At 46.9% G+C, this 12,909-nt stretch carries 9 protein-coding genes; 4 read left to right on the top strand and 5 right to left on the bottom strand.

Annotated features, from left to right (window positions below; all coding sequences use genetic code 11):
- Positions 1-1,707, bottom strand: coding sequence for an arginine--tRNA ligase (argS, locus tag H6626_03830; GenBank protein USN48228.1), 1,707 nt, complete (start codon positions 1,705-1,707; stop codon positions 1-3).
- Positions 1,708-1,891: 184 nt separating this feature from the next.
- Between argS and H6626_03835 the strand changes: the two genes are divergently transcribed.
- Complete coding sequence (locus H6626_03835; protein ID USN48229.1) at positions 1,892-2,167, top strand: HU family DNA-binding protein; 276 nt, start codon at positions 1,892-1,894, stop codon at positions 2,165-2,167.
- Positions 2,168-2,186: 19 nt separating this feature from the next.
- Here the strand turns inward: H6626_03835 and H6626_03840 are convergent, their stop codons facing one another.
- Both H6626_03840 and H6626_03845 read right to left on the bottom strand, forming a co-directional pair.
- On the bottom strand, positions 2,187-3,977 hold the full coding sequence (locus tag H6626_03840; GenBank protein USN48230.1) for a DUF4339 domain-containing protein: 1,791 nt from the start codon (positions 3,975-3,977) through the stop codon (positions 2,187-2,189).
- Entirely contained in the window at positions 3,974-5,605 is a 1,632-nt protein-coding gene (locus H6626_03845) for a ChaN family lipoprotein (protein USN48231.1), read from the bottom strand. Before H6626_03845 ends, H6626_03840 begins: the two co-directional genes overlap by 4 nt.
- 119 nt (positions 5,606-5,724) lie before the next feature.
- Here H6626_03845 and H6626_03850 point away from each other — a divergent pair, with 119 nt between their 5' ends.
- On the top strand, positions 5,725-6,918 hold the full coding sequence (locus tag H6626_03850; protein USN48232.1) for a DsbA family protein: 1,194 nt from the start codon (positions 5,725-5,727) through the stop codon (positions 6,916-6,918).
- Positions 6,919-6,959: 41 nt separating this feature from the next.
- Here the strand turns inward: H6626_03850 and H6626_03855 are convergent, their stop codons facing one another.
- Positions 6,960-7,553, bottom strand: coding sequence for a hypothetical protein (locus H6626_03855; protein USN48233.1), 594 nt, complete (start codon positions 7,551-7,553; stop codon positions 6,960-6,962).
- Between the two features lie 474 nt (positions 7,554-8,027).
- On the opposite strand from H6626_03855, the gene H6626_03860 reads away from it, so the two are divergent.
- Positions 8,028-9,461, top strand: coding sequence for a hypothetical protein (locus H6626_03860; GenBank protein ID USN48234.1), 1,434 nt, complete (start codon positions 8,028-8,030; stop codon positions 9,459-9,461).
- Between the two features lie 48 nt (positions 9,462-9,509).
- Here the strand turns inward: H6626_03860 and H6626_03865 are convergent, their stop codons facing one another.
- Positions 9,510-9,968, bottom strand: a complete 459-nt coding sequence (locus tag H6626_03865; GenBank protein USN48235.1) for an STAS domain-containing protein — start codon at positions 9,966-9,968, stop codon at positions 9,510-9,512.
- 241 nt (positions 9,969-10,209) lie between these two features.
- Between H6626_03865 and H6626_03870 the strand changes: the two genes are divergently transcribed.
- Positions 10,210-12,834, top strand: a complete 2,625-nt coding sequence (locus tag H6626_03870; GenBank protein USN48236.1) for a CHASE2 domain-containing protein — start codon at positions 10,210-10,212, stop codon at positions 12,832-12,834.
- The last annotated feature ends 75 nt before the right edge of the window (positions 12,835-12,909 follow it).

Here is a 12,909-nt window from a genome sequence, read left to right on the forward strand (position 1 = left end):
TTACATAGCTTTAGGAGTTTCTATATTGAGTAACTTTAAGCCATTTTTCAGCACAGCCAATGTAGCTGATACCAGTGCTATTCGTGCCGCCTCAACCTCAGGCTCAACACCAAGCACTCTGCACTTGTGATAAAAGTGGTTAAAAGCACGGCACACGTCAAGTAGGTAATGGGCGAGCACATTGGGTTTGAAACCTTTAAAGGCCACATTCAATATTTCAGGGTAACTCAATAGAATTTTTACCAGTTCTCTTTCTTCACTGGAGTCCAAATCCACAGGCATCGAGGGCGGCACGGCTTTTCCGTATTTTCGCAAAATACTCTCGCACCGCACACAAACGTATTGAACATAAGGGCCACTGTCCCCTTCAAAATCAAGCACTCGATCCCAATCAAAATCTACATTTTTCACACGATCGTTGATCAAATCGTTAAACACGATGGCACCCACGCCGACTTTTTTAGCCACCTCATCTTTGTCGTCGAGGTCTGGGTTTTTGCTTTCGATAACTTCTTTCACCATATCAATGGCGCGTCGAAGGACATCTTCTAAGAAAATCACATTGCCTTTTCGGCTGGACATCTTGCCCACATCTTTAAAACGATACATACCAAAAGACACATGATGGCAATCCTTGGCCCACTCGTATCCCATTTTCTCAAGAACCTTAAAGACCTGTTTAAAGTGCAACGTTTGCTCAGCACCAACCACGTAGAGATTTAAATCGGCTCCCAACTCTTCTTTTCTATAAATGGCGCTGGCCAAATCGCGAGTGGCGTATAAAGAAGCCCCATCACTCTTTCGAATCAAACAAGGCGGCATATCGGCATCATCAAGCTTGACCACCACAGCGCCTTCACTTTCTTCCAAAAGACCCAGCTTTTGCAATCGATCCTCAACAGCCTTCAAGCGATCGTTATAAAAGGACTCCCCACGCACTAGCTCATGCTTCACACCCAACATGGCCCAGAGGCGATTGTAGTCCTGCATGGAAACATCAACAAACATTCGCCAAAGGTCAGCAATGCCCTCATCGCCATCTTCAAGACGTTTAAACATTAAGGACCCTTCTTTTTCTATTTCAGGATCCAATTCGGCTTCGTCGTGAAATCTCACATACAGTTTATACAGCGATTCAAATGGCTCGGTGGCAAAAGGATATTCGCTGCCCCATTTTTGGTAGGCATATGCCAGTTTACCAAACTGCACACCCCAATCTCCAAGATGATTAATACCAATCACGTTATAACCTTGGGAACGAGCCAAGTTGCAAATGGCCTGGCCAATCACTGTGGCTCGCAGATGACCGATATGCATGGGCTTTGCGACGTTGGGTGAAGAAAAATCGATGACGACGGTTTTTCCAGCTCCCAGTGATGAATGCCCCAATCGATCGCCCTCTGTACGCACGGCCTCAAGCAATAAATCCTGCAGATGTTTATCTGAAAACTGGAAGTTAATATAACCATTCACCGGGGTCACAGATAGTAAACCCGGAAGTTGCAAGCCTTTGATCTTTTCAGAAAGCTCTTTGGCTATCAATGGCGGCGCTTTTTTTAAGGTTTTTGCCAGAAAAAATACGGGCATTGCCAAATGCCCGTGATCGAGCTGCTTAGGCGTTTCCATGAGCGGAACCACCTCATCAACAGTGAGCCCAAGTTCTCCTTTTATTTTTTCAGCCACATGCAGCTTTAGCTTTGTCAACATCTTTAATCCTGACGCATTTTTCTATAGATTCCTTAACCTATCTAGGATGTGGCCGGTTTTCAAGCTTGACCTCATGTCACTGCGCGAATTTCTTGACCGATGAGCTTGTTCCATTTAATTTCGCTCTCCTCATTGAAATCAAGATGTCTTTTATTAACGACAACAGTTAGGTAGAGGTGGAATTTTGAATAAAGCAGAATTGATCGAGAAGCTCGCAGAAAAGACAAAGACCACAAAGACTCAGTCAGAAAATATTCTTGACGCAGCCATTGAGATTATTCAATCCACCGTGGCCTCTGGAACAGAAGTAAAGCTTGTTGGCTTTGGCACCTTTGATCGCAGCAGTCGCCGTGAACGAAATGGTCGCAACCCAAAAACAGGTGAGAGCATCGTCATTCCTGCCTCTACCGTACCCCGGTTCCGCCCAGGAAAAGAATTCAAAGAAAAGGTCAGCCACTAAACGTCGGCCTTATTTGAGCCTATTTAAACAGGCTCAATCCTTGCGTATCAGTATAGAATTGTTCGGCTGCCCGCACGGGCTGCTGAATATCTCCCATGGAAATGGGTTTACCCTTGCTTAAAGTGGCGTTGACCTGTTGGCCGGCATCAAGCAAATCTTTATAAATTTGCTTGAGCTCCATCCATTGAAGGCCCAACACCCAATCACCCGCCGATTTCGGACCCACTGAGGCTAGCGCTCCCGTTTTTTGCCTTCGAAGCCCCGTTCGCCAACGCGGATAAAACCCTCGCCAGGAACTCGGATTTTTTGTTACTTGGCTCACTTGATTCTTCAAATCTCCGGCCAATTTATTTATAGTTTTTGATACAACAAAAAGGGCCTGCCGTTCTTGTTGAGTAAAATAGGTTAAGCTTTTCACGTGGGTTTTTATCTGTTTAGTAAATAAGTTTTGATTTTTTCCAAGAAAAAATTGCCGGCGCGCCTTTAATCCTTCAGATTCAGCCTCCACGGAATAAAACCCATCAGGCAGTCGTTCTTTTTTTAGATCCACAATGCCGTCACCGCCCCATCGAACAGTTACCACGTGATACACGCTTCGCCGATCCAGTACCTTGCCCCCATAAGCTTTAAAGGTCACTTTCCCTAAAAAGTGCTCGCTAGCATCCGTCTTGAGCACCACGCGAGGCGAATCCCCCTTCAATCCCGATAAGCTCAAATTTAAAAAACTGGGTGGTTTTTTTACAGGCGGAGGCTTTGGTTTTTCTTGCTGAGCCAACTCTACCTTCGGCGGTGGTTTTACCTGCTGAACCACATCGACCTTCGCATCGGTTTTTGGCTTTTCAGGAGCAATGGGCTTAGTCGGTGAGGGCACCGGCTGGTCCGCTTTTTTGACCAGCGTTGCTTTTACCGCTTTATCCGGTGGGAGCTCCGACGAATCCACTTTCTCTGGCTGTGGCGGCGCGGTTTCTACAACTTCTGGATCAGGTGAATCTGGCTTTGAAGATAAAATAATGGCCACAATGGCTGCGCCAACAAGAAGTCCAAAAAAGCTGAACTGTAATACGCGGGGATGAACAATTTTTCGCTCAATCCCGCGCCAGACTTCCTTTGCCAAAGAGTGCGAAGTGTTTTTTTTGTTGGACTTTCGTTTTTCGGCTGCTGATGCAGCTACGGCCGCTGATTTTTTGCTTTTTTTTGATTTGGATCGATGCTGTTTTTTTGAAGATGACCCTTTACTCTTCTTGGTGGCCTCTTCAACCAAATCCACCCCGTCCGCCTCCAACGGAATCACCGCAGAAGCCATGGTCGGCTCCTCGGGCACCGGCATTTCCATGATGTGAGCCAACATTTCAGCGTCCCAGGCCGTTGGGGGCTTAATATCAAAGTGTTGTTTTTGCGATGCTACCATGGGCGCATTCAATGCACTGTTAAAATCAGGCAGATTTGAAATGCGATACCACTCCTTCATCCCCTCTTTCCAAACATAATCAGAGTAACGACAACTCCCCTCATGCAGCATCGAAATAATCTGTTCTTTTTGAAACGGCCCCTGCTGAAAACGAATTCGCTTCCCGTTTTCGTCTTTGCTTTTTACCAACAACACCCAGAGGTCATCACCTTCAGGCTCTGGCAAATCTCGCAACAGCTCTTTGAATTCTTGAAACTCCTTTAAACCCTTCCAATGGCTGTCGCCCTCTAAAAAAACTAAATCAAAAGGTCCGAGACGGCCCGATTTGAATTCTTTAACAATTTCGTGAGTGGTCACGGGCCCTTGCGAACGCCCTTTTTTAAGATAGTACCACTTTTTCATAGGGCCACCTCTACATTGGCCAACGGAACCTGCTGAGATTCAAGCCGCTTCACCATGGACAAGTAGAATTGATCAAAATTGGGGTGACTCATATCTTGAGAAAGCACTTCTAATAACTTGTCGCCGCTTATGCGACCATTACGGTAGGACAGATACAGCTTTTCCCCCAACATGTGGCCTAGCAGCCGAGCCGCCTCAATGTAACTGGCCTTTCGCCTTGGCTTCACCTTCAGTGGCCGAAAACGATCGGTATGCACAGCAATCACTTCTCGCATTCTTTGATCCAATGCCAACAATAAAGCTTCTCTTCCATGATCATCGGGAGACGTGACTGCCAATTGATTTTTTAAATCCCGTACCGTTTCTGCTTTTCTTTTGTGATTGATTAACTTTGATACAAAGAAACCCACAGCTTCAATCCAAATGAGGCCTAGAAAATCTTGCGGCACCTGCCAAAAGAGCCTTTGCCTCTTACAAAGTTTTGCATGCACATATTGTCCAGCGAGACTTGCGGCATGATTAATGGTGTGACGAGAGAGGTAAAACAACCCGCTTTTTGGCAGGTAAAAACTTCGATCATTCCGAATGGAATATTCGGCTATGGTCTGAAGTCCGGGAGGCACATCTTCTACAAGACCTTCAAAAATACGATCATCGGCGGCACTGTAAACGGCCACATCCGAAGGGACCATCTTCACGGATAGGTCTTCGGCTACTAGTTTAATCAAATTAGAAATATAATCGGTAAAATCAACACTCTCATCATCATCTTCTTCGTCGTCAATGTCTTGATCAAAAGTGTGTTCGAGAAACATCAGATAGCTTTGCCACTTCACCCAAGGAGGCGAGCCCAGGATACAAAATCGCAAGTTGCTAGAAGCCATAACCTCTACTTCGTGCTCTAGGCCCTTTCGCGCCAACTGGAAATACAAACGCTCCGAGTTTTGAAAGATCGTTACGCAAGCGCCCCCGCCAGACAATTTCTTTCGCAATTTTTCAGGGAGGTGCCGCTTTGCCAGATGCAAGTCTCCGTACAGCACGTAGATCAAACACTCAGGGTGGCGTGCACTAATCTCCCCGATCACTGAAGCGGCGTGCTCATCGCGTTTAAACAACGACTTACCCGATCGACGAGATGCATATTTGTTCACACCAAAGACTCTGTACCCCTTCGATCGGGCCAAATCAAAAAGGGGGCGGTAGTTCTCCCACGTAAATCCCCACTTCAGGTCCCAGTCCACCAGTTTCAAAAATTCTTCTTCAGAAACTTCTCTGGCCATAAAGGCATCTAAATGCTTTTGGTGAACGGACTCCACGCACTCTAGCGCCAGACACACATTGCGAGTGTCAGGCAGGGATCTCAATATTCGTAAATGAGTGCGCTGGGATTGAGAAAACGCATGAAAATCACCGCCAAGTACAATCTGGGCCGCATCCACGCTTTTAAATAAGTCGCGATGACTCGCCGGTGACCACTTGCTAAAGAACTCCGCCTTGTAAGATAGAGCGTACTCACGCAAATCCTCCGGCTCGGGACCCAAAAATTGTCGCACTTGTGCCTTAATCTGCAGCAACAGCTTTTTGCGCGCCGCCAACCATCTTTTTTGCTGCGAATCTAGGACACTCACCCCTTTACCACCTTCCCTATCAGTTTTGCTGACCGCCGGTGGCTTGGCAAGAAACTATATTCCTATTGCCCACCCCCTTTTTTTTCGATTTAATGCATGCATTGAAGGAGACTCACCCTATGCCACGAAAAATGATGATTGCTGCCGTTTCTACTATTGCTGCCATTGGGTTTCATATTTATTTAACTCTACATTACTACTCCCTTAACTTTGGAGGTGGCGCCGGGCAAAGCGTCTGCAACATCAGCGCTGTTTTTGACTGCGACGCCGTGAGTGCCAGCCAATATTCAGAATTCCTCGGAATCCCCATGGCCCTTTGGGGAGGGATGACCAACTTGATCTTGCTTCTACTCATTGCGATTTCGGGATGGCGACTTGCAGACAACGCGTCAAGAGCCAGCCGAATCACCCTCTACCTGGCTTCCCTGGTGGTGTTGGCCTCAGTGGCTATGGGCACTGTGTCGCTCACTTTGATTTCTTATTTCTGCTTATTCTGCATCGCTACCTATATTCTGTCAGTAGTGACATTTGAAACCCTTCGACAAAGTCAGGATGGGCCCGTTTGTTCAAACCTGATGTCCGATACAAAGGCGCTATTCACCACCGATAAAAAATATCTACTGTTACTGGTGGCCATTCCGGCAGGTGCCTTTTTAATTCACACCTCAGCCCTATCCCAATACGGTATTGATCGCCTTGCTCAAAGAGTCAGCAACAATTTGGCCGACTGGAAGAACACAAAAACGGTGCAGCTCGCCGGAACTCCCATGCTCGTCAAAGGTCCTGCGGCCAGCGAGGCCAAAATGGTCATTAGTGAATTTGCCGATTTTCGCTGTGGCTTCTGCAAAGCCGTGGCCTCGCCGATTCATCTTTTTCTTAAATCTCACCCCGATGTACGTATGGAGTTTTACACATTTCCTCTTGATGGGGAGTGTAATGACGCTATCACAGGCAAGACGGGTCTTTCTTGTCGATTGGCAAAGGCCGTGCTGTGTTCTGAAAAGCAACAGAGGGGCTGGGATATGCATGACTACATATTCAAGAATCAAATGAACATAAACCAATTCAATGCCGTCCCTCAGATTGACCGAGATCTTGCAGCCTACGCTTCAACCATCGGCTTGAATTGGGACGATGTGGTCACCTGCATGGAGGCTCCTGATACCCTGGAAGCCATTAAACAGCAGGCCAAACTGGGTCATGATATTGGGATCAGTGGCACACCGGCTGTGTATATTAATGGTCGAAAAATGCAAAATGCCATTCGCATATATAAACAGTTACTTGAACAGGCCTATGCAGATAGTCAGTAACGCTGAATTGCTAGATAGGCGGTGTCGCGAAAGCGCCCCGCCTAGATAAGTTTAGATAAAATGGCCATGGTCTTGTCCACAAGATCATTGAATACAAGGCCAAAGGTGCTGCCAAGTCCGCCAAACAGTTCAATAAGAAAGGCGGCTGTCAGCACGATAAATGTCGTATGAAAAAAAGTTTTCACCACCCAGATGGTGGAGCGCATATCTTCAAGCTTGAGCTCTCGCTCTACTTTTTCAATTTTCCTTAAATAATACTTAAGCTCTTCAAAATGCCCCTTCACTTTATCCACGAGTTCTTGCTGCCGGGATCTCGAAAGCGCATTCAATCCCGGAAAATTTCTCTTCATTTTAATGGCGCTAATGAGATCATGGCAGTGCCCCACGTATCGCTCGGTGCGCACCCGAAACTGCGGATAAATCTCCAAAGCATCCACGTAGCGCTCGATCTCATATTTAGCTGAATCATAATTTCCAATCACCACAAGATGTAAAATCCCGTGCTGCAAACTATCCATCGGCCCGGCTTCAGAGGGCGCTGTCAGCTGTCTCTCTAGAGCATCTTGCAGATCATGCTGCATAGACTCCAGTCGAGCTTGTTCTAAAGATTGATAATCAATTTTCGCATTGTCCATACTTATGTCTACGGCAGAAAGCCCAGAAAACTTTAGGATTTTTTTAGGGTACCAGGTCCTAAATCGGGTCGCGATGTGTCAAAGTGGCCACATCAAAGGAGAGCAACGACGCCAACGGCACGAGTGGCCGCATGTCGTCTTCGGATTGCGTCACTTTCGTGCCGCAACCCGGATACGCCATGCACATCGTGATGTTGGCGTCGTTGCTCTCCTTTGATGTGGCCACTTTGACACATCGCGACCCGATTTAGGACCTGGTACCCTGGGCACGAGAGTGACGCAATCCGAAGACGACATGCGGCCACTCGTGCCGTTGGCGTCGTCGCTCTCCTTTGATGTGGCCACTTTGACGCATCGTGACCCGATTTAGGACCTGGTACCTTGGGCAATATTTTCCTCGTCTTTTTGACAGTGCATACCTCAATCTGAGACAATTTTTTTAATGAGGTGTCTTGTTTGAGCCAAGGAGGGACCATGGAAGACATCATTGCGACTTCCAATTTTCAAAACAATGATGATTTTGAGTCTGGCAAGGCGGAGCCCATGTTGTCTCACATTCCTGTGCCCAGCCAATTGCCAACGGCCCTTGAGCTTGATCAACTGCCCGATCACGTTTTGCGCAGCGGAGCTGTGGAGGCATTGATTCAACAAAACGACGATTTAATGGCACGACTTCGAGTGACATTGCGCCGGATTTCCGTTTACGAAGAACGGCTTCATAGAAGCGAATCTGAGAGGCAAAAGATTCTCGCTGAGTATGAGAACTTTCGCGATCAAGTTTTAGTTTTGCGCGAAAAAACAGTGGCACTAAGTGAACGTCACCGCGTTGAAGAAGAGGCTCTTGGCGAATTGCGGTCTCAAGTTCGACTGCGAGAAATCGAGTATGCGGAGCTCTATACCACGTCTCAAGACCGACAAGATGAACTTCAAAAAACCGTACAAAAATTAAGCAAACAACTGGCCCGATTGAGTCGGTATCGCCATAGAGTCCGGCGAGCCCTGCAAAATTTCCGAAACCAATTCAGCAATGAAAAAAACGAAATTGAATCGCAATTTACCCAGGCGCTCGAAAATACGAAAAACTCTTTAAATTCGCACATCCAAGAACTCACTGTAAACGTGAGCCTGCTTGACAAAGAAAAACGATATCTCCAATCAGAGCTTGCCTCCGAGACAGAAACAAAAGCCCGATTGCAGAAAGATCTCGCTGAAGCCGCCGAGTATATTTCTGAGCAGGCCAAACAAGCCACTGAAAATCAAACACGGCTGGTTGACACTTATGAAGACCAACTGGAGTCACTGCGACGAGACCTTGCTGATGCGTCTGCTGAAAAGCAACAGCTTCTGCGAAAAATGAGCGACTATGACAATGTCTATGAACGCAACGTAGACCTGGAAAATCAATTGATTCTCCTGAAGCGACAAAAAGAGGATTCAAAGACCGAGCTCGATCAAGAGATCATCCATCTTCAAGAAAAACTGGCTAGTTACCGGGTGGAGGCCAAAAACAAGACGCTTGAGAACGAGGGGCTTCGCGAGGACAAGGTATCATTGCACAATCAAATGCTGACCATCAAACAAGAGAACAATCAGCTCTCTGAACAGGTGGAAAGCCTACAGTGCCTATGGAGAGACAATCAAAAACAACTGGAAAAACAAAAAGACCAAAATGTGGCTCTTCAGAAACTCAATCAATCTCTCAGTCAAAAGCTCAATGAGTATCGACAACAAGCGACGCGCCTCAAAGAGGCTCTTGACCGAAATCAGCTGCAACAATCCACAACATCAGCAGCCACCACTGAACCTTCTCAAAATGCACCGAGTGATCACGAGTTCAGCCCCGATGTAATGAATCGCATTGATGAACTGATTCATGAGATCCATTCGGGTTTCACAAAAATGCCCTAACCCCTGCGGGGAGGGCCATGTTACTAAGACGCAGATTTCGACTCAGATCTATTTTTCTGTGCTGCTTTGCCCGTTGACTACGGGAAATGCGGGCGCAGGCTCAACAACGCCCGAAGAGGACTCAAAACTGTGCTTAGGTAGTTCCGTCGCAACAGCCACAGGAGGCTGGGGTGGGCGCTGCAAAGAAAGATGCGCCACGTATTCATTTTCAAAAAACTCCATCTGCCGGATCACACTATTGGCGCGAAATACGCGACGAAACTCAGCTCCCACACCGCAAAATCGCAATCCTTCTTTGTTGTTCTTTGTAAGATCAGCCAACCCTTCCACAAAGGGTGTTATCCCGCTGGATCCTATGAAAGAGAGACCCGTTAAATTAAAAATGACCTTTTTTCCTGAAAAGTGACGAACACAGTTGGCTCGAAAGGCATCAGCACTTTCAAAATCCATGAAGCCACCTAATCGCACAACAATAATATCACCAAACTCTTCTATTTTGGCATCCATACTCACACTCCCCAATTCAGGCTGTATAATTTGTGGGCGCAAAAAAGCCCTCGTTGAATGACATAGTTATTGAAACTGACCACCATTAACAGATTATAGCGTCCATTTTGGTGAGGCCTCAGGGCCAGATTTTAACTTTCCCTCTAAAGGACCAGTGAAACTGGCCTTGATCATTGCCCAGGAGATCATCGTTCATTAGACTTAGTTCAGGCGGCCATAAGCAAGGCCATTTGGTAAATCTATGACTCAACTTAAGAACTGGCTTCGACAAACTCTTCCCACGCTCACTGTTGGCGCACTCCTGACATTATGTGTTTGCGGTTTAGCTCTACTCTATTACCCGGTGCGATCGTTGCCAGATATGGAAAACGAAGGCTTTTTATTAAAGCTAATCCGGCTATCTGACCGCAAGGCCCTCGATATACGCTTTGAAAACCGTGGCCCCCGAGCTGGCTCTGAGCAGGTGGCCCTGTTGACTGTGGATGAAAAAGCCGTTCGCAGTGTGGGCCGATGGCCCTGGCCTCGCAAACTTGTGGCCGATGCTATTTCTGAAGCCTTGGATCTGGGCGCGAAGACTGTCGCCTTTGATATGGTGTTTGCCGAACCCACGCAGTGTTCAGAAAAAAATGACGACGCGGCTTTTGCAAAAATGGTTAAGAATTATTCTGATCGAGTCATACTTGGCACGGCCGCATCGGACACTCTTTCGCAACTGAGACTGCCTCCGCACACGGCCTATTGCCGCAATCTCATATATGAATTGTCACCCGCATTTAAAACCTGGGACAACGATCAAGAAATCATTAGCGTGTTGGATGAAAATGAAGTTTACATACCTTACCAAATAGGCGATGAACTCAAAAAACATCTAGAACAAATTAAAGATGATGTCCTTCACCAAAGAGCATCCTTAGACATCGTTGATCACCACGATGCTTTGATGGCTGCCACCGCCGCTCAAGAAGACTATTGTTTCACAAGGTGGTTGACCGAAAATGACGAACTCACCTCCATGTTTGAGTCGTTGTGGCCCCAATTAAAAGCCGAAGACGAAGATTTTCAAGCCACCTCTTACAAATCATGGGGTGAACACCTCAAATCCAAAACCCTCAACAACTCCGTCGACGACAGCTTTGATTGGATCATGAATATACCCTCTTTTTCTGAAAAAGCTTTGCACCAAGGTTTTTTCAATACGGTATTAGATATTGATGGCACCATTAGAGAGTCCCAGCTGATCAGTCGAAGTGGCCATCACTATATGCCATCAATCGCACTAAAGAGCTTTCTTGTGGGAAATCACTACAATGCAGAAATCACCTTAACAACCCACCCTCACGACTTGACCACAAGCCACATTTCCGAACTTCGCATCACTAACCTAGACACCGGAAAGGTGGCAACAACATTACCGATCGCCAGCCAAGGCCGCCTGATCATCAACTATGCCGGCGGGCATAAGATGTTCCCGCACGCGAGTCTGGCCGACCTTTTAACCGCAAAACCCACAATGACCGTAAGCCAGAGGCTCTTTGATGAACGCTCCAATCAATGGATTGTGCGCGATTTGGAAGTGAACAAAAAAGATTTTATCAAAGATAAATATTTTATTATCGGTGCTACGGCAAAGGGCATCTATGATCTTCGAGTGACACCCTTTGAAAAAGACTACCCAGGAGCCGAAACTCACGCCAACATCATAGATAATTTGTTGCGTGGTGACTTTCTGCGCTACCACCCAGATGAATTCAAATACATGATTGTCTTTCTCTTGGTGTTTGGCCTTTTGCTGACACTTATTTTATCCATTTCCGGCGCCATCCCGGGCGTTGTCATTGGCATTACGGCCTTTTTAGGCATTTTGTTTGTTGACCGAAACTGGCTGTTTGCCAATGGGTATGTGGTCTCCACCATCTTCCCACTATTCATGATCACCACGCAGTATGTGGGACTAACTTTCTTTCGCTATTTCACAGAAGAACGAAAAAAGCGCGAACTTAGATCCACCTTTTCAAAGTATGTGTCACCGGCCATCGTCAATGAAATCCTCAAAGACCCAGTTAATCTCGAGTTGGGGGGGCGCAAGGAAAACATCACTGTATTCTTCTCTGACATTAGGGGCTTTACTAGTATTTCAGAAAAACTCGACCCGAAAGAACTCAGTGATCTCCTCAACAGCTACCTCACACCCATGACAGAACTCGTGTTTGAAAACAGGGGCACCATTGATAAGTACATGGGCGACGCCATCATGGCCTTTTTCGGCGCCCCTATCCACTACCCTGACCACGCCAGCCAAGCTTGTCGCTGCGCTTTAGCCCACATTGAAAAACTAAAAGTCTTGCAAGAAGACTACAAACAAAGAGGCCTGCCGGTGATTGATATTGGCATCGGGCTTAATACGGGCGAATGCAGTGTGGGCAACATGGGATCGAAAACCATTCGAAACTATACAGTCATGGGTGACTCAGTAAACCTGGGATCTCGCCTTGAGGGAATCAATAAACAATACGGAACTCGAATCATCATTAGCGAATTCACCCACCAGGCCATTAGCACCACCTTTATTTGCCGCGAAGTGGATTGGGTGAGGGTGAAAGGTAAAGCGCAGCCAGTAAAGATATTTGAGCTCTGCGGCGAGAACACTGTGGAAAAGACATTGCAAACCACTCTGTTGCATTTTGAAGAAGGGTACAAGTATTACCACCAACGCAATTTCGACAAGGCGCTTAAGTCCTTTGAAGAAGCCGCCCGCATTTCGCCAGAAGATGGCCCCACAAGGCTCTACATCCAACGGTGTCACTCTTTTCAAGAGGCGCCGCCCCCTCCCCAATGGGACGGAGTCTATGAAATGAAAACCAAATGACGCCTCGTCTCCAAGGCTAGCTTATTGCTGTCAGCCACGGGCAAGTGGCATAATATAGACAGCATAACGCAAATG

Source organism: Pseudobdellovibrionaceae bacterium (genome assembly GCA_023898385.1).
In the GTDB taxonomy this organism is placed as follows: Bacteria; Bdellovibrionota; Bdellovibrionia; order Bdellovibrionales; family UBA1609.

Bases quoted from the DNA above. Each gene is read 5' to 3' on its own strand.
- H6626_03855 (USN48233.1), bottom strand. From the start codon at position 7,553: ATGGACAATGCGAAAATTGATTATCAATCTTTAGAACAAGCTCGACTG.
- H6626_03840 (USN48230.1), bottom strand. From the start codon at position 3,977: ATGAAAAAGTGGTACTATCTTAAAAAAGGGCGTTCGCAAGGGCCCGTG.
- argS (USN48228.1), bottom strand. From the start codon at position 1,707: ATGTTGACAAAGCTAAAGCTGCATGTGGCTGAAAAAATAAAAGGAGAA.
- H6626_03865 (USN48235.1), bottom strand. From the start codon at position 9,968: ATGGATGCCAAAATAGAAGAGTTTGGTGATATTATTGTTGTGCGATTA.
- H6626_03860 (USN48234.1), top strand. From the start codon at position 8,028: ATGGAAGACATCATTGCGACTTCCAATTTTCAAAACAATGATGATTTT.
- H6626_03870 (USN48236.1), top strand. From the start codon at position 10,210: ATGACTCAACTTAAGAACTGGCTTCGACAAACTCTTCCCACGCTCACT.
- H6626_03850 (USN48232.1), top strand. From the start codon at position 5,725: ATGCCACGAAAAATGATGATTGCTGCCGTTTCTACTATTGCTGCCATT.